Below are 18,357 nucleotides of genomic sequence, written 5' to 3'. Positions count from 1 at the left end.
AAGAGGATGTGAAGCAGTGAAGAGATTGACTTCATCCGCTCTAGAGTTCTGTGAATCTACGTTCTGCTGGCTTTCGACGACTTAAGTAGGAGGCTAGGATAGCGGCAGTTGGTCTCGTTACTATCCCTTATGGTCAAGTCGCCTGTGCCTCACGACAAATCATCCGATGCCTCAGAGGGCGGATGCCGCCCGACGTTCTACATGACGGCTGAACTGTTGGAGGCGATCGAGGCTCAGTGCACGGCGGAGGGGAACCGGAAGCGATCGCCCTTCCTGGCCGAAATCATGGAACTGCTGCTCACGAGTGACGTAGGGCAACAGCTGCGAGAAGGTGCCCAAAAGCACCGCCGTCCTCTAATTCATGAACTGGAAGCGAATCTAGTTCTGTTTAACGAACATATCCCGACAGAACGCATTGTGGAATTGGCGGAAGCAAGTCAGCGTAACCCAGACCAAATGCTGGTACGCCTTGTTTTATTGGGCTTGCGGGTTTACGAAAAAGCCATCTCGCGGATGGAATCAGAGATTGAAGGCGGGCCGGAGGTCGTGTCATAGCGTTCGAAACGGCTTTTATCATTTCGTCCGGATTCTGCCTGTTAACTCAGTACAAATGATGTACTGGTGATATTTGCTACCTGATAATTGGGTGGCAGAGCGATGACCTGTTTGCCCCAGGGTCGTAGTCGCTCGTATCACCGCCATCGCACACGCAGGGTTGTTGGACTGAAATGAAGAACAATTTTAAGCAACGCTTTGGGGGCAGAGCATTAGGGGCCATTCCCGCTCTTGCTGCTGTGGTCGTCTGTAGGCCGGTAGCGGAGTAGGAACATCATGGCTCGATTTTTGACGCGCCGCTATGTAGCGGTGACCTGGTTTGAGGCGCTTCGTCTAGCTGCACTAGATCAGACTCCCTGGTCAAACATTCGTCAGGCTGAGGAGGTGCAACTCTTGCACCGGGAAGAGTGGTGGGCTTGGTGGTCGGATGAGCAGTTGACCACAGCGATTGGGTTGCCGGAATCGCTTTGCCCAGAAACCCTATCAACGGATGCAGTATCGCTGATTTCTGAGGTATGGGAGAGTTTTTCACCTGCGCCTCAGTGTGGGTGGGGCACCTTAGCACGGGTAAAAGAGGTGCTGAGACGAACGAATTGGTCGCATCCCCAGGGCACCGTGCCTGAAAGCCGCGCTGTTACTGAATTGTTGATCGTGAGATTTACGGACGACTCAGAGGGGGTACTGCAATGCTGGCGCAGGGCGCTTGGAGAGGGCTATGAGTGCCATATTGAACTAATTCAATAGACCGCTTGGACAAACCAAAAAGAGCAATAACTGCAAGCTCAGCCCCTATGCCGTCACATTTGGGGAGATGGGACTGAATTTCGTGTAGGCCGTGCGATCAGAGTATTTTTCGCGGTGCTGAATGAGCCACCGGAATGAGATACACCTGTAAAGGTTTGGCAAATGGCAGGCTGCGAATCAAAAAGACTATCCTACGAGCTTGTCTTATAGGTCAGCGTCGAAATCGGGAAACCTAGACTGGAAGTGAGCTCTGGCTTTTCTTATCTCCGGTTTCATGCGATTTATCTTTTTGAGGCTGCCCTCGCTGATTACGAGAACGCTGTTCTACCTGGCAGTCTTCCTCTCCCCGGTATTGGGCGTTTGGGTCGCCTCGTCGCTCGTTGCCTATATCAATGGCCCTAAGCTGCTGACCGTCTTTTCTGGCATTTTGCTCTTTCCCCTCGTGCCCATTTTGTGGGAAATGCGGGGACGAAAGAAAGGGAAGCAGCCCAGTATTCTCACCTGGGGCGATCGCATCACCCTGCGCACCTTGGCCCTCAACCTGGTCTTCCTCACTCTCCTGCTGGCCCTGCGGCCCCAGACCTCGTTTTTGGCGCTATCCACCCGAGGCGATTGGTTCTTGGATGGCATGCAGGGGCCACAGGTGGAGTTGGCCCGACGCGGGTTATTCACTGCCGCTAGGGGACTTGAAGGGCTTTATCTGAGATTCCACGATAACCCCTTTGATCAGTACGCCGATACAACCCAGGTGCGGCCCCAGCAAACTCCCCAGCCTAACCCCATAGGACAGACGGGACAGGGGAAGGGGTGGCCCTGGACAGACGTTGGTCTTCATCCCGCTGTGGTCAACATGCCTGCCAGCGCTGAAACCAGCATTGCCTCAGTCGCTCAGTACATTGCCAGCCAGGAAAAAGACCCCATGCTGCGGGTCAAAGCTCTGCATGATTACGTGGCCGATCGCATTGCCTACGATGCTCCCAACTACTTTGCGGGCATCTATCCGCCTCAGGATGCGGAGACGGTGTTTCAGCGACGGGTGGCGGTGTGTGCGGGCTACGCCAAGCTGCTTGAAGCCCTAGGCCAGGCCATTGGCGAAGAGATTGTCTATGTGACCGGTGACTCTCGCAGCTCCACCAGCGATCTGGAGGGGCAGAGCCATGCCTGGAATGCTGCCAAGATCAATGGGCAGTGGTATTTAATTGACGCCACCTGGAACAGTGGTTATGTGGATCGGGCGTCTGGCTTTACCAAAGCCTACAAAACCGATTACCTCTTCCCACCGCCCGAGGTGATGGGGATTACGCATTTTCCCCAAGAAGAAAGCTTCCAGCTCATGGCGCAGTCGATTACTCGAGGGGAGTTCTTGCGCCAGCCGATGATGCGAGCCCGGTTCTTTGCGGAGGGAATGAAGCTGGTTACGCCAATGCGATCGCAGACCGATATCCACCAAACGGCGGTGATCCAGCTCCAGAACCCCAATCAGCGCTGGCTGCTCTCTAGTTATGCCCTTAAGGGCTCTGCTCAGGCGGAGCGTTGCAGCGATAGCCCTACCCAAGGCCCGCAGATCACTTGCTCATTGCCTACGTCGGGCACCTATGAGGTCAGCCTATTCAGCGGCAATGAGCAGTATGGAGACTTTGCCCATGTCGGCCAGGTCGAGTTCAATCGCCGCTAAAATCGCTCTCCCACTTCCGATTCAGATAACCTCACCCTTTGGAACCAATGCCGCTGTTTACCCTTAAAGACAAGCAAATCGCCGCTGTCAAAAGTACTCAATTTGGCGCGGAAGGCATTCAGGAGCGCACCGGCTTGCAAGCCGCACTCCGAGACAACATCAACGTTATTTCGCCCGATACGATGGTGCTGTCTGAGGAATTCTCGGGCTGGACTGAGGGAGCACGGCGGATCGATCTACTGGGCATCGACAAGCAGGCCAACCTGGTAGTGATTGAACTCAAGCGTGATGAAATTGGGGCTCATATGGAGCTACAGTCCCTGCGCTGTGCCGCGATGGTCTCTACACTGACCTTCAAACGAGCTATCGAGATTCACCAGCAGTACCTCGATAAGCGAGGCATTGCGAAAGGTTTTGAAGAGGAAATCCTAGGCTTCTTAGGGTGGAGTGACCCACAAGAAGAACAGTTTCCTACAGATGTCAGAATCGTGTTAGCTTCTGCCAATTTTTCAAAAGAGTTGACCACAGCCGTCATGTGGCTGAATAAGCGCGACTTAGACATTCGATGTGTCCGCCTTCAGCCATATAAACTCGGAAACGACTTGCTGCTAGACATCGAGCAGATTATCCCCCTGCCGGAGGCAGAGGAATACCAGGTAAGAATTCGGGAACAGGCAGAGGCGCAAAGAGCGGCTGCCCGTTCTAGTCGAGATAACACGCAATATGAGTTCCTGAGCCAGGTATACAACAAGCGCAACTTGGTTCTGGCTGTAGTCACCCAGTACATTCACGATCACCCCCAGGCGACTTTGGATGAGCTGAGGCAGGTATTCCCCGATTTCCTCCACAGTTCCTTTAGGGTAGTAGCTCCGATTGAGAAAGCCCTAGAGAAGGGCCAAAAGCGCTACTTCCTGGATGAGAGCCAGATTTTACGGACAGGGGACAATCAAACCGTTGCGGTCTGCAACCAGTGGGGTATTGGCAATATAGGCCCCTTCCTCGACATCGCCAAACAACTTGGCTACGGCATAACGGCCCAGTAAACCAGTGTTAGTCTTAGGAAAATTAGCGACTACCCTCCAGAACTAGGCAAACTCATGACTAACGAGTCTTACTCCGGCAGACGATGACATGGGCGTAGACACCTCTTCTCCTGTAAACAACTCTCCAGCCCAAGATCAGTTAATCCCGATTTTGCCTTACAGCCTAATCGTGGGGCAGAAAACGCTCAAGCTGGCATTGGAGTTGGCCTACATTGCCCCTCGGTTGGGAGGAGTGCTACTGAGCGGCCAGCGAGGTACAGGCAAGTCTACCGCCGTACGTGCCTTCGCCAAAATGGTCTACGGCGATTTGCCCGTCACCCTACCGATCAACGCCACAGAAGATCGGGTGGTTGGTGGCCTGGATGTGGACAAACTGATGCAGAGCGATGCCCAGTGGAAGGATGGCCTACTGGTTGAGGCCAAAGACAAGCTGCTCTACGTGGATGAGATCAACTTGCTGGATGACCACATCGTCAACATCATCCTGGACGTGACCTCGACCGGGAAGCTAGAAGTTCAGCGGGATGGGCAAAGTGTTCGAGACGATGTGTCGTTCACTCTGGTCGGCACCATGAACCCGGAGGAAGGCGGGCTGCGGCCTCAGCTGCTGGATCGCTTTGGGTTGATGGTGAACGTCAACACCGCCACTACTAAGGAAGAGCGGCTGAAGATCCTTCAAAATGTATTGACCTTTGAAGACGAATGGGCCAGGCAGCAAGCGGATGGGGCGTCAGCGTTTTTAGCCCAGGCCCAAGAGGCAGATGAGCAGAGGCGGAATGCTCTGACGCAGGCTAGGAAGCACTTCTATGACGTAGAGGTGACACCAGCACTGGAGACTTGTGTTGCCCTGGCTGAAGCCTTTGAGGTCGAAGGTAACCGGGGAGAACGGGTGCTGGCCATGGCGGCGCGAGCCCACGCTGCTCTGGCAAAACGATTTGAAGTCACGATTGACGACCTCAGAATAATTGCGCCGCTGGCGTTTCAACATCGGCGAATGGGGGTGGATCAGAACCAAGAGGCGATGTGGACTGAAAAGGATGAGCTTGAGCTACGGCGGGTTCTAGGTTCAGATTCAGACAAGTAAACCAGGTGCATATTGAGTGAAGGCTGAGTTTCAAAATCCGTTGATGAAGGGGTTGGCTTGTGCTGCCCTGGGCTCTGGATTGCGAAGCATTCTCGTGTTTGATGCTTCCCCGGCTACGCTACAAACTATGGCCAGGCTGCTAGCCCAGATGGCGGCAGTTGTTGCCGGGGGAGAGGTGGTTTTGCCCCAAGCCAGTGATACAAAGGCTGCCAAGCGGATTCCGCCAGTTCAGCTTGGCACCGTGGAGACGGAAGAAGACCTATGGGGCTGTCTGGCTTTAGGACAAAATGGCACTTCCCAATCGGTCATTTGGAAAGCAGGTTTGCTGGCAGCCGGGAATGAGCAGGAAACTCGAATTGTCGTCATCCCCGATTTGTCGCGGCTGAGTTTGGCCGCGAGTCGAGCCTGTGTGATGCTGATAGGAGCAGAGGTGGCCCACCTGGAGCGGCACGGACAGCGCGATCGCTGGCAGCCCCAGTTATTTTGGTTGGCAGGGTGCGATCGCACCCGCATTGGCACCCTCTCTCCCCACTTGCTCGATCGCTTTGCCCTGCGGCTCAGCGGTGGGGAGTCGCCAAATTCTCACCAGCGGGTCATGCAGCTGCGAGCGTGGTTTGAGCAATTTGACCAAAAGCACGCCTCTGAGGATAGGGAATGGGAGGCAGCTCCGCTATCAGCTGAGGTTGTGGAAGCGTTAAAACAGGCCCAGCAAATTCAGCCAGAGGTTTTGCCAGAAGCGCGAGAGCGGGTGTTAGATTATGTCGGAGTATCTGGCGGGTATAGCCCTCGCCGAGATTTAGCTTTGTTGCGGTTGGCCAGGGCACAGGCTCGATTGGCAGGTGCAGCGCAGGTGGGTAAGCAGGCGGTGGATGGAGCCGCGGCACTGATTGGTCTTACCCCTCAGCGTAGCCAGCCGGAAATATCGCCACCCGATTCAACAGTGACTGACCTGGAGAAAAAGGATGATGTGCCGCAGTCTCTGAGCCAAGGGTCTGAACAGGAGAATACTCAGCCCCGCCGAGATGAAGCTCCGTCGGTGACGGAAGAACCTGTTTTCGAGTCCGACACCCAGGAAACGTTGCCTTCCACAGCGTTACCCATAGGTGGCCCAACCATAGATCCCTATCTGGAAGACACGGTATCCCCTGAGCGAGAGGCAGCCTCTTTACGGCTGCCTCCCCGGCGATTTAAGGCGGCATCTCTGGATCGTGGAGCGATTATTGGGGTTGAACCGACCCCGGTTCCCCGAGACTTGGCTTTGGTCAGCACGTTATTGGAAGCCGCGAAGTACCAAGCCCTGCGGTGGCAGGCGCTTAAGGAGAAGCCAAACCCGCCTCTGTGGGCAAAAAATCTGTTGGATAAACGGCAGGCGAACGGCCATATTCCGTTAATTTTGCAAGCGGGGGATCTGCGCCGCTATCGGCGGGCTGCTGTGCCGGAGCAAATGCTGACCCTGGTTTTGGACTATACCTCCCTGAAGGAGTGCCAGTGGCAGGGGGCGTTGTTGCCTTACCTGCAATGGGCCTATGTGGAGCGGGCTAGTGTTTGCCTGATCCAGGTGGGGGCAGCTGATGCCCAGGATGAGTTGCGGGCGGAGAAGCGCGAGGCGGACAACATTTTGGTGCCCCGTATTCGCAACCGCCTGGAGGTGAATTGGGGCCGGGCGACCCCCCTGGCCCATGGGTTAGATTTGGCGTTACAGACGCTGCGCCATCGGTTGCAGCATGGGCGCAGCACGGTGCAAAAAGCGGTGTTGGTGGTGATTACGGACGGACGGGGCAATGTGCCGCTGGCAGCCAGTCGGGCGGGAACAGTGACGCCTCCGGTGGGGCGACAGGGCATTGAGGATGCCATGGCAGTGGCGCAGCAGATTGCGGCGTTGAAGGGGGTGGAGGCTGTGGTGTTGAACCCGCAGCCGAAGCACTATGGGGATTTGCCTGTGGAACTGGCCCAGGCGATGGGGGCAAAGATTGCCAAGATTCCCACTCTCCAGCCTTGGGAGGTGGATGCTTAATGTCAGGAACTACCTTCCAGGCCATTACACAAGGAAGTAGCATTCGGCAATCGGGTGCTTTGCCCAGTACGATCGCACTAGCGGAAGTTCCTAAACAACCTGTGTCTGCAACCTATGAAGGAATTGAAGGCGGAACGGCAACTGACTGGGCAGTGATTTTGACTGCTTTGGGCGTGGAGCATAAAGCCGTTGAAGCCCACCTTGAACCCATTGGACAAGCCACTCGCCTATTAGAAGAGATTCATCCAAATGGCACGATTTATACACAGGGGCAATTTAAGGCGCACAACGGCATCTGGAATGTAGCGGTCGCCCAGATTGACATGGGTAATGCCAGTGCAGGCATAGAAGCTGTTCGTGCCATGATGCAGTTTAATCCCAGAGTGATTTTGTTTGTGGGAATTGCGGGAGGCATCAAAGACGTAGAGGTTGGCGATGTGGTAGCAGCATCCATCGTTTATGGCTATGAGTGTGGCAAGCTCATTGACGATCGCACCCTTCCTCGACCGAAGCTGGGAGAAGCGGATTATGACCTCAAGCAACGGGCACAGGCAGAAGCCCGGAAGGATGATTGGCTTGAGCAGATCCGTTCAGGTTCGTCCTTTGATGCTGCTCCCTCTGTTTATGTCAAACCGATTGCAGCGGGAGAGAAGGTGATTGCGTCGCGTAAAGCTGAGGTTTATGAGTACTTGCGAGAGTATTACGATGATGCGATCGCCGTTGAGATGGAAGGATTTGGCTTCCTGAAAGCAACCCAGCAAGTTAAAAACGTTTCAGCAATGGTCATTCGGGGAATCTCGGATCTCCTGGATGGCAAGAATGATGACTCAATAGAATCGGAACAGGTGCGGCAGGAGAAAGCAGCCCGTCATGCCAGTGCTTTTACGTTTACGCTGCTGGCAAAACTGGATGGCGAGGGTGTAACTGAGCGATCGGAGGTGTATCAAACCACAGCGCAGGTCGCTCTTGACAGTACGTTGCCAGAAGGCATGATTAGCCTCAATATTCAGGCACTGCTGGAAGAGAATCAGTATTACATCCATGCCCATCATGGAAAAAGGACGTTTACCAACCGGGGACAGTTTGATCGATCGATCATAGACTTGCATCAGCAAATAGAGGGCAATCTGACTGCGGGTAATTTGTTGAGTGCTATTGATGACTGCAATGCTAGGGTTAAAAATTCGGTTGATTGCCTTGCAGGTCAACTTCTGACATGGCTCCGCCAACAGCAAAATGACTCGTCGGATCAGGTGCCGTGTTTGATGATTGATGAGCGCACTGAGTTTGAGATGCCCTGGGAGTTGCTGGAGTCAGGGGCAAAACCTGTGGGAGTTGCATTTCAAACCGTGCGGCAGAGGCAGATGGAGCCAGAGGTAGCGCCCGTGAATGCCTGCTGTGGAGGTGGAGTTCTGGTGTATGCCCATGCAAAGTATGGGGGATGGCAGCGGTATCAGCGGCAGCAGTTTACGGTGTTTCAAGAGTTTTTGAGCCAGATGCAAAAACCAGCGACGGAGTTTGGGCTGGTGTTTATTGATGGGTTCAGTGTTGAGGAGCCGTTGAAGAGTAGCCCAACAGCGTATATCAAACGCTCGAAGCTGTTTAAGAATGGCACCAGCATTGTGTTTGTTAGCGGACAGCTTCATCTGGATACTTCAACCGGATTGACGCATCGATCGTTGTTGACCAATTTTTTGGAGCATGGGGCAAAGGGCATTGTGGGCACATTGAAACGGATCGATCGCGCAATGGCAAAAGAGGTTGTGGAACTATTCTCGGAAGAACATCGGCAACATCCTGAGTGGACAATTCCAGAAATTTTGCGACGGCTACGCGAACGAATGTGGGAAGCGTTGGAAGATGAGGTGAATGAAAATACATGTGCCTCTTACCTGGCAACATTCTTGCACGTTTACTACGGCAATCCACTGATCAGGTTGCAACTGGCTTCTGCGGAGGGTGAATCCAATGACTGATATATCGAGGTCGATCGCAGTTAAGCCCATTATTAAATATCCTCGTGAAGTACAGGTTGGGAAAACCTATTTGATGACGGTCGACCTACAACCAGAAGAGGGCTTTGAGTGGCAGTACGACGAAGAAGAATATCCAATTTACTGCACAGTGGACAGTGAAATATTTACTAGTAAACCTGTTGGAGAACCTGTTGTTGTTTTGCATCGCTTTGGCGGAAGTTATGGCGAAGCAAGATTTTTGATGACGGCAGCGAACATAGAAGATGGAGCAAAGATAAAAATTACGCTGATCAACAAGTGGGGAGTATTAATCAGAAGCGTAAGACTCAGCGATATTCGACTTCACAAATCAGTTAATGAGTTCGCTTCGATACCATTTTCGATTGATTACGAAATTTCTACTCCCAGGCTAGAAGTTTTACCCACTGAAACAGATGTCTCAGTTCCTCACAACCTTCCTCGCTCTGGAGTATCAGTTTTCATAGGCCGTGAGGCTGAGTTAGCAATACTGAACAAAAAACTTCAGCAAGATAATCAAGTAGCGATTGTGGGAATTGAGGGCATGGGTGGCATAGGCAAAACAGAACTAGCGTTGCAGTATGCTTCGTCCCACTGTCAAATTGCTACATATTCTGGTGGAATATGCTGGATAAAAGCACGTGAAGACATAGGAATTCAAATTGTCTCCTTTGCTAAAACTCGGCTGAACTTAAATCCACCTGATGATCTGAACTTAAATGAGACGGTTGCTTTCTGTTGGCAGAATTGGGACGCAGGAAATGTGCTTATAATCTTAGACGACGTACAAGATTATAAGAGTATTCAACTGTACTTACCTCCAGCAGAGCCACGATTTAAGGTTTTGCTGACAACACGTTTAAGACTTAGCCCACCAGTTGAAACGTTATCATTGGAAGTACTAACTCAGGCTGAAACCTTAGAATTACTACGCTCTTTTCTGGGAAGTGAGCGAACTGAACAACAATTTTCTGATGCAATTGCATTATCTCAATGGCTCGGAAATCTCCCGTTGGCATTAGAACTAGTAGGAAGTTATTTGACAAGAAAGCCAGATCTGTCTTTAGCAGTAATGCTGCAACGGCTGGAAAATAAACGTTTGGATGCTTTGGCCGTTAGTCAATCCGAGATAGATATGACAGCATCACTCGGAATCAAGGCAGCTTTTGAGTTAAGTTGGGAGGAATTAGAAACATCGGCGCAAAACCTTGCGAGACTATTGGGTTTATTTGCCTTGGCTCCAATTCCATGGAAATTAGTTGAACTTTGCTTGCCTGAGTGGGACGAAGAGGAACTTGAAGACCTACGAGATAAACAGCTATTGAATCTTCATTTGCTACAACGTGTTGAATCAGATATCTACCAGCTACACCCCCTAACTCGAGAATTCTTCAATACTAGGCTGAGTCAAGCGCCTGAAGCAGAAGTTGAGCAATACAAGCGACAATTCTGCCAAGTAATGGCAGAGCAAGTAAGACAAATTTCTCAAGTCTTGACGAGAGCAGAAATTGAGTCTCTTACAGTTATTGTTCCACACCTACAAGTTGTTACTACACAACTAGCACCTACTTTATCTGATGAAGATTTGATTTGGGCATTTCTTGGTATTGCCCGCTTTTACGAGGAACAGGGGCTGTTTGCTGAAGCAGAACCTTGGTTACAGGAATGCCTAAATGCAACTCGAACTCGCCTTGGCGAGAAGCACCCAACAGTAGCAGCTAGCTTGAATAACCTTGCAGCACTTTATCAGTCTCAGGGACGCTATGCAGAAGCAGAAACATATTATTTACAGTCATTAAACCTGATGCAGTCTCTGTGGGGGAGACAACATCGTGATGTAGCGACTAGTCTTAGCAATTTAGCAGAAGTTTACCGTGCTCAAGGACGCTATGCAGAAGCGGAACCGCTATATTTACAGGCATTAGAACTAAGACGGCTACTTCTAGACGGACAGCATCCAGACATTGCAGCTAGCATAAATAATTTAGCTGCGTTGTATGAAGCTCAAGGACGTTATGCAGAAGCGGAGCCTTTGTACGTTCAGGCTTTGCAGCTGAGACGGGCACTTCTAGGTGAGCAGCATCCAAGCATAGCAACCAGCTTTAATAACTTAGCAGGACTATATGTTTCACAAGGACGTTATGCAGAAGCGGAGCCTTTGTATCTTCAGGCTTTGCAGCTGAGACGGGTGCTTCTAGGTGAGCAGCATCCAAGCATAGCAACCAGCCTCAATAACTTAGCATATCTTTATGTTTCACAAGGACGTTATGCAGAAGCGGAGCCTTTGTATGTTCAGGCTTTGCAGCTGAGACGGGTGCTTCTAGGTGAACAACACCTAGACTTTGCGGCTAGTCTCAACAACTTAGCAGAGCTCTATTGTGCCCAAGGACGTTATGCAGAAGCAGAGCCTCTCTATCTTCAGGCTTTAGACCTTGTCAGATCGTATTTAGGTGAGGGGCATCCATCTAATGCAGCTGGACTCAACAATTTAGCAGAGCTATATCGTGCTCAAAGACGTTATGCGGATGCAGAGCCTCTCTATCTTCAGGCTTTGCAACTGCGTAAGTCATTGTTGGGTGAACTGCATCCAGATGTTGCAGCCAGTCTAAACAACTTGGCAAACCTTTACTACTCATTAGAACGCTATAGTGATGCGGAAGCTCTCTACAGAGAAGCACTACGAATTTGGCAAGGAATGTTAGGTGAAAATCATCCTGCTGTAGCAACCAGTCTTAATAACTTGGCAGGATTGTATTCGGTACAAAATCGTTACGAGGATGCAGAGGAGCTTTATCGAAAGGCATTGGTAATTAGGCAAGCTGCTCTCGGTGAAAACCATCCAGAGGTTCTGGCTACACTCAATAATCTGACCAAACTTTATCAGGTACAGGGACGATATAGTGATACTGAAGAAGTAAAGGCTGCTAAAATAAGTGATAGCTCTTTGTCAAGTCAAATTGCAACTACTCCAACTATCTCAACACTAACTGCTAATACGATTTTGACTGTTGCACTCGCTCGGTTCAGTGACTCTAATTCACACAATCTACAAGAGAAGTTTACGAAAGCAGGACTCTTAAAGATTGACGAACTCTACAGAAGTATCCGAGAAAAAATACAAGGTAATCAAAAGCAAGAGTCTGCTCTAATCTCTGCTGAGCAAGGTTCAAAGACTGAGCTGGATAATTTAGCTACTTATTTAGAGACAATGATGAACGATGATACAGAATTTGCAGCAGAGATTCAGCATATCTCGCAGGAAATCTATGCAGAGAAATTGAAGGACAATACAATGATGGTTCAAAACAATTACGATAATGCAAAAGGCTGGCAAACTAAAATTGAAGGAGGCACAGCGTATATCGGCGAGATTCATAATCAGTGATGTGCCGGCTGAGGGTGTCTGAAGCGGTTTGACATAATAAGAGCTATTCGTATTAGTAAGAGCCATTTGTACAGGTTAGTGTTGATGCCAAAACTCAAAATCTTTGAGGAAGAATACCCAACTATCTATCGCTTTGTTGAAAATTGCCTGGATCGAAATTGGGCAGCATGAGATGATTTCATCGTTTGTCCGAGCATACGATTTTGGCGGCACTGTTTACGAGGGTGAGGACAGCTACCTCAGCATAGAAGCAGCACTCCAGGATCTGGAGACGGGAATCAAAGCTTATCTGGATGAACACGGCATTTAGTGCTGGAAGTACCCCTTACATCAGGTTGTAGATTCGGGCAAAATGCTGACGATAGTGAGGCGATCGAGCACTAGACCCTACCCACACTCATAGCCCTGATTGATCCAGCAATACTAGTCAGCGATCGCCTGCTGCGTCTCCTCATCTGCCTCAGTTGCCTCAATCTGGATCAATGGCACTGCCAAAGTATCACCCTCCAACTCAATCTCCACAAACATCTCCTGCTCGCACTCATCCTCCGGTGCCATGCCCACAACTTCTACAGTTTCGCCTTCTTTTAAAGGAGAGATGCGTCGCTTACTGATACATATTGCTGTGAAGGGAAACTGCATCGCGTCCTGCAAGTAGTAGTACTAGCCCATTGCCTGCTCTTCCGGTCCATAGGCATCCACCACAATTTCCATCGTGATGCGCTCTTCACGCTCCTCATCCCGGCTTACTTTTGCCATAACAGCACCCCCTTGTACTATAAAGTGCTACACCTGAATTAAACGTTAACGACCTTTCCCCAGGTCGGCATAAATGTAAGTCTCAATCCCCAACACAATGAGAAGCAGAAGCTCTATCCAGGAGAGAATCGTTACTCCGATCGGTGAGTTGGGAACCAGAAACCAGAACGCCCCCAGAGCAATCAACCCCGAAGCGACAAACGTAATTTCATCCACAATCAACTGCTGAATCTTACGGCGCTTGCGGTGTTTGTCATCCCGGTGAGCAATCTCCCAGCCGAAAAGTGTTTCCAGGTCGGCGTAGTCCGTATGTTCCTTCACCTTGTCAACCAGTTTGTAGCGAATGTACCTGCCGATCGCCGAAATCTTTTCATCGTTAACCACATAGGTCCAACCTAGAATCAGGCAAACCCAAGGCACCACCAGTAAGGCATAGTAGTTGCTCGCATTAGAAACTGCAAACGAGATAATTGTGGCAAACAAGCCCAGCGTCACATAGAGCAGATTGTCCCGAAAGCCAATGCGTTGAGCCTGTTCAGACTTCAACTTGTCATATTCGGCAAGCAACACTTCAAGAAATTGATCCTTATCGCTCATGGCTACTCCCAGTTCGTCAAACGCTGCCTCTATTGTGGCTGATGAGGAGCTATCCCCCAACAAACCAAAGAAATTCTCTAAACCATGGGCAATTCGAGATTGAACAGCCAAAATAGTGGGTATTCAGGTTACCCGAAGGATTAGCCTATGCCTTGCGCGGTGATACTAACTGCTTTGCCCGTTGAATATTCGGCTGTCCGTACTCATCTCACAGATCTCCGGGAGGAAACGCATCCTCAAGGGACGATTTACGAGCGCGGACGATTTTTAGGGAATGGTCAAGAATGGGAAGTTGGGATTGCAGAAGTGGGAGCCGGGAACGCAGGGGCAGCTGTCGAAGCAGAACGGGCGATCGTCCACTTCAAACCGGACATCCTTTTCTTTGTGGGCATTGCTGGAGGGATCAAAGACGTTGTGATCGGCGATGTCGTAGCAGCAACAAAAGTTTACGGCTATGAGTCTGGCAAAGTCGGAGAGCAGTTTTTCACTCGTCCTACGTTAGGACAATCAGCTCATGCATTAGTGCAGCGGGCTAGAGCAGAGGCAAGAAAAGGCGAGTGGTTAAGGCGACTATCTAGCAGTCCAGCTTTACAGCCTCGTGTGTTTGTCGCTCCTATTGCTGCCGGAGCGAAGGTTATCGCCTCGAAAGAATCAGATGTTTTCAACTTTGTCAGAGCAAGCTATAACGATGCGATTGCCGTTGAGATGGAAGGCTTTGGCTTTCTGAGTGCAGTATTTGCGTATCCCAATATCAAAGCCATTGTTATTCGAGGTATTTCTGACCTAATCGAGAATAAAAACTCGCACACGTCAGAATCAGGTCAAGAGCCTGAGCAGGTTCGTCAGGAGAAAGCTTCTTGTCATGCCAGTGCCTTTGCTTTTGAGCTACTGGCAAAGCTACAAGTTCAGCCATCCCAGCAACCTAAATCATTAGAGTCGGCTTTTCAAACGTTGAATTTAAAGTTCAATGAAGCAGATCGCCGCAAATCTCCATTGATAGATTGGGATGAATCGGTAGATGATTCCATCTTGTATGGTCGTACTGAAGAACTTGCTGTTCTCGAGCAGTGGATTTTGGACGACCACTGTCGTCTCGTCTCTTTACTGGGAATGGGTGGAATTGGCAAAACTAGTCTTGCTAAAAGGTTAGGTAAGCAAATTCAAAATAATTTTGAGTGCGTGGTGTGGAGATCGCTTAAGGAAGCTCCACCCCTCAAGAATATACTGATCAGTCTAATTCAATTTGTCTCGAATCAACAGGAAAATGAAGCTAACTTACCTTCAGCAAACAGTGCTTGTACTACTCGACTACTACACTATCTTCAGGAGCGCCGCTGTTTGCTAATTGTTGATAACGTCGAGGCAATTCTTGAGAGTGGGCAATCAGGAATTTATCGACAAGGGTATGACGAATATGGGATGTTTTTTAGACGAATAGCTGAGTCTTCTCATCAAAGCTGTCTTATTTTAACAACTCGAGAAAAGTTAGAAGAACTCAATGCTTCAGAAGGTGAAAATTTATTAGTTCGATATTTGAGAATACAAGGACTAGCTGATGCCGATGCCCAAAAACTCCTAAGGACAAAAGGTATCAACTTATTAGGCAACGAGGAACACAGCAAAGAATTAAATCATTTATATGGAGGAAATCCGCTGGTATTACAAGTAGCTGCCAGTTATATAGAGGAAATTTTTGGCGGTGACATCGCAGAGTTTTTGACGCAAGGAGCACTAGCTTTTAATGAAATTCGCAAACTACTAGACGAACAATTTCAGCGTCTTTCAAATTTAGAAAAATCAATCATGTATTGGTTGGCAATTGATAGAGAGCCAGTGACCATTGAGGAGTTACAAGATGATATTGTTCCAGCTAGGACTAGACGTAATTTCTTTATGGAAGCGCTGATCACTCTGTTTCGACGTTCTCTAGTTGAGAAGAGTGGAGCGGCCTATACGCAGCAGCCTGTAGTAATGGAATATGTAATTAACAGATTTGTAATTCAAATTTGCGAAGAAATTAAAACTGGTAACTTTGAGATTTTTAATAAATTTCCTCTTGTCAAAGCCACGACGAAAGATTTTGTCAGAGATGCACAAATTCGATTAATACTTAGTCCTATTGCTGATGAAATTACTGCCTCTCGCTTTTGGGAAAGCACTGACCCAAGTCTACCCGTGGAGCATAGTAGTTTGTCAGATTATGGAGCTGGGAATGTCCTTAATTTACTCGTATTTTTGCAAAGAGACCTGACCGGATTGGATCTTTCAAATTTAACAATTTGGCAGGCATTTTTCAAGGATGTTAATTTGCACAGGGTCAATCTTTCTCATTCCGATTTGAATAAATCTATTTTTACCGCTACTTTGGCTCCTGTTCTTTCATTAGCATTTAGTTTTAATGGTCACTTACTAGTTATAGGAGATGAATCTGGCGAGGTTAACTTATGGCGAATAGCGAATAGTCAGAAACTTTATACCTTCAAAGGGCATCGAAAGTTAGTTAGATCAGTAGCTTTTAGTCCAAATGACCGTATGTTAGCTAGTGGTAGCTATGATGGAAGTATAAAACTATGGAATCCAGAAAATTTTCAATTAATTAAAACTTTAGAGAAATCAAATGTTTTAGTGCATTCAATAGCTTTTAGTCCTGATGGAAAAATTCTTGCTAGTGGTTATAGTGATGGAACAATTGGAATATGGGACGCTTTTACTGGAGAAGAATTATCTACACTAACTAGTCATCATGGACGAGTGAATTCAGTTACTTTCAATTCTAATGGTCGACTGCTGGCTAGTGGTTCTGGGGATCAAACCATCAAGCTATGGGATTTCCAGCATATTCAAAATATTCAATGTGTAGAAACTCTTGATGCTCATATCGGTGAAATACGTTCGATTGCATTTAGTCCTAATAGCTGTGTATTAGTGAGTAGTTCTAAAGTAGTTATCAAGCTATGGGATTTCCAGCATATTCAAAATATTCAATGCGTAAGAACTCTCCACGGGCATACAAGTGAAATACGTTCGATTGCAATTAGCCCTGATGGACAACTATTGGCAAGTGGCTCTGGAGATCAAACTATTAAACTATGGGATATTCGAGACATTCATAATATTCAATGCTTAAATACTTTGCAAGGTCACACCAGTTGGATACAGTCAGTAGCTTTCAGTCCAAAAGGCAAAATTTTGGCTAGCGCTGGTGTTGACAAGGCAGTTAAGCTGTGGGAATTGCGAAAGAATACTACAGAAGTTAAATGTACAGCAACATGGCGAGGTTACAGCAAATGGGTTCGTTCAGTTGCATGGAGCCTAGATGGTAATAGGATAGCTAGTGGTGACGATGATCAAGTCACTAGAATATGGGATATTACCTCGGAGGAGTGTAGGTTGCTTTCAGGACATACTGAGCGAGTACAATCCGTTTCTTTTTCCCCTGATGGACAGACTTTGGCTACTGGGAGTTGGGACAAGACTGTTAAACTATGGCAATTTAGCTCGGGGAAGTGCCTACGGACGCTTCTAGGACACACCGATCAGGTATATTCAGTAGCTTTTAGTTCAGAAAAAAGCGTTATAGCTAGTGGTAGTGATGATAAAACTGTTCGAATATGGAATATTAACTCAGGTGAATGCCTAAAAATTCTACGAGATCATAAAGAGCAAGTTTATTCAGTAGCTTTTAGTCCTAATGGCCAAATACTTGCTAGTGGTAGTCGTGATACAACAGTGAAGTTATGGAATGTCAACTCAGGTGAGTGTTTAGTAACCCTACAAGGCCATAGAAATGAAGTTTATTCAGTAGCTTTCAGTCCCAATAGGCACGTTCTAGCAAGCTCCAGCGGTGATAACGAAATACGCCTTTGGAACTTCAATGGGGAATGTCTTGATGTTTTAAGAGGACATCAAGGGTGGATATACTCAGTAACTTTTAGCCCAGATGGTAGTTTTCTAGCAAGCGCGAGTAACGATAGAACTGTACGCCTGTGGGATGTATCAACTAAGGAATGCATCAGCATTTTTCGTGGCCATTCAAATTTAGTGCATTCAGTATCTTTCAACTTAGATGCTTCAGTACTTGCTAGTGGCGGTGCAGATGAAACGATTAAGATATGGGATTTGCAAACTAAACAATGTGTAAAAACTCTAAAAGCCCCTAGACCATATGAGGGTATGAATATCACAGGTGCAAGAAATTTAACAAAGGCACAAAAGTCAACACTCGTTGATTTGGGTGCTTTTTCAGAAGATTGATGGTTTTTGTTTTTGCCCAATTCATTAGGATCTATGCAAGAAGGTCTGCAACAACGGCTGCTGCTTCTTTCCTGACAAGCATCCCTTTTATAAAAATGCTTATTTGAAGCGGGACTGGAAAAAGCTTGTCCACGATGCTAATATCAAGTCCGTTTATTTAGGCATAGTTAAGCGCCTCTATCCACCAGTGAAAGCCGGTTAGTCCTTGGATGAACCTAGGGCGGTTCAGCAGAACCTGACAGCGCTGAGTGAC

At 48.5% G+C, this 18,357-nt stretch carries 11 protein-coding genes and 1 pseudogene; 10 read left to right on the top strand and 2 right to left on the bottom strand.

Annotation, left to right across the window (positions count from 1 at the left end):
- Window positions 1–129: 129 nt before the first annotated feature.
- From H6F59_RS24320 to H6F59_RS24280, 9 genes are all read left to right on the top strand, one after another.
- Window positions 130–555, top strand: coding sequence for a hypothetical protein (locus H6F59_RS24320; RefSeq protein ID WP_190707019.1), 426 nt, complete (start codon window positions 130–132; stop codon window positions 553–555).
- A 276-nt stretch (window positions 556–831) separates the two neighbouring features.
- Entirely contained in the window at window positions 832–1,299 is a 468-nt protein-coding gene (locus tag H6F59_RS24315; protein ID WP_190707016.1) for a hypothetical protein, read from the top strand.
- Window positions 1,300–1,573: 274 nt separating this feature from the next.
- Complete coding sequence (locus H6F59_RS24310; RefSeq protein ID WP_190707013.1) at window positions 1,574–2,974, top strand: transglutaminase domain-containing protein; 1,401 nt, start codon at window positions 1,574–1,576, stop codon at window positions 2,972–2,974.
- A gap of 47 nt (window positions 2,975–3,021) precedes the next feature.
- Window positions 3,022–4,017 carry a hypothetical protein gene (locus H6F59_RS24305; RefSeq protein WP_190707010.1) on the top strand — a complete coding sequence of 332 codons (996 nt, stop codon included), beginning with the start codon at window positions 3,022–3,024 and terminating at the stop codon, window positions 4,015–4,017.
- Window positions 4,018–4,105: 88 nt separating this feature from the next.
- Window positions 4,106–5,101, top strand: coding sequence for an AAA family ATPase (locus H6F59_RS24300; RefSeq protein ID WP_190707006.1), 996 nt, complete (start codon window positions 4,106–4,108; stop codon window positions 5,099–5,101).
- Between the two features lie 16 nt (window positions 5,102–5,117).
- Window positions 5,118–7,115, top strand: coding sequence for a hypothetical protein (locus H6F59_RS24295; protein ID WP_190707001.1), 1,998 nt, complete (start codon window positions 5,118–5,120; stop codon window positions 7,113–7,115).
- Window positions 7,115–9,091 (top strand): 5'-methylthioadenosine/S-adenosylhomocysteine nucleosidase, encoded by a 1,977-nt coding sequence (locus tag H6F59_RS24290; RefSeq protein ID WP_190706998.1) that lies wholly within the window; start codon window positions 7,115–7,117, stop codon window positions 9,089–9,091. The genes H6F59_RS24295 and H6F59_RS24290 overlap by 1 nt, the downstream gene beginning before the upstream one ends.
- Window positions 9,084–12,494, top strand: coding sequence for a tetratricopeptide repeat protein (locus tag H6F59_RS24285; RefSeq protein ID WP_199325956.1), 3,411 nt, complete (start codon window positions 9,084–9,086; stop codon window positions 12,492–12,494). Before H6F59_RS24290 ends, H6F59_RS24285 begins: the two co-directional genes overlap by 8 nt.
- A 136-nt stretch (window positions 12,495–12,630) precedes the next feature.
- A complete protein-coding gene (locus H6F59_RS24280; protein ID WP_242021665.1) occupies window positions 12,631–12,804 on the top strand; it encodes a hypothetical protein in 174 nt (57 codons plus the stop codon).
- Window positions 12,805–12,917: 113 nt separating this feature from the next.
- On the opposite strand, the pseudogene H6F59_RS24275 reads toward H6F59_RS24280, so the two are convergent.
- Window positions 12,918–13,253: pseudogene (locus H6F59_RS24275) on the bottom strand (calcium-binding protein).
- A gap of 45 nt (window positions 13,254–13,298) precedes the next feature.
- Entirely contained in the window at window positions 13,299–13,850 is a 552-nt protein-coding gene (locus H6F59_RS24270; protein ID WP_190707250.1) for a hypothetical protein, read from the bottom strand.
- Window positions 13,851–13,997: 147 nt separating this feature from the next.
- Here H6F59_RS24270 and H6F59_RS24265 point away from each other — a divergent pair, with 147 nt between their 5' ends.
- Window positions 13,998–18,104 (top strand): NB-ARC domain-containing protein, encoded by a 4,107-nt coding sequence (locus H6F59_RS24265; RefSeq protein ID WP_190706995.1) that lies wholly within the window; start codon window positions 13,998–14,000, stop codon window positions 18,102–18,104.
- Window positions 18,105–18,357: the final 253 nt, after the last annotated feature.

The organism is Nodosilinea sp. FACHB-141, from assembly GCF_014696135.1.
In the GTDB taxonomy this organism is placed as follows: Bacteria; Cyanobacteriota; Cyanobacteriia; order Phormidesmidales; family Phormidesmidaceae; genus Nodosilinea.
Note: the sequence above shows the minus strand (reverse complement) of the source record. Positions and strands in the feature narration are given on the sequence as shown.

What these genes read in the sequence shown, in the direction of transcription:
- H6F59_RS24320 (WP_190707019.1), top strand. Translation starts at nt 130, where the DNA reads ATGGTCAAGTCGCCTGTGCCTCACGACAAATCATCCGATGCCTCAGAG.
- H6F59_RS24315 (WP_190707016.1), top strand. Translation starts at nt 832, where the DNA reads ATGGCTCGATTTTTGACGCGCCGCTATGTAGCGGTGACCTGGTTTGAG.
- H6F59_RS24310 (WP_190707013.1), top strand. Translation starts at nt 1,574, where the DNA reads ATGCGATTTATCTTTTTGAGGCTGCCCTCGCTGATTACGAGAACGCTG.
- H6F59_RS24305 (WP_190707010.1), top strand. Translation starts at nt 3,022, where the DNA reads ATGCCGCTGTTTACCCTTAAAGACAAGCAAATCGCCGCTGTCAAAAGT.
- H6F59_RS24300 (WP_190707006.1), top strand. Translation starts at nt 4,106, where the DNA reads ATGGGCGTAGACACCTCTTCTCCTGTAAACAACTCTCCAGCCCAAGAT.
- H6F59_RS24290 (WP_190706998.1), top strand. Translation starts at nt 7,115, where the DNA reads ATGTCAGGAACTACCTTCCAGGCCATTACACAAGGAAGTAGCATTCGG.
- H6F59_RS24285 (WP_199325956.1), top strand. Translation starts at nt 9,084, where the DNA reads ATGACTGATATATCGAGGTCGATCGCAGTTAAGCCCATTATTAAATAT.
- H6F59_RS24270 (WP_190707250.1), bottom strand. Translation starts at nt 13,850, where the DNA reads ATGAGCGATAAGGATCAATTTCTTGAAGTGTTGCTTGCCGAATATGAC.
- H6F59_RS24265 (WP_190706995.1), top strand. Translation starts at nt 13,998, where the DNA reads ATGCCTTGCGCGGTGATACTAACTGCTTTGCCCGTTGAATATTCGGCT.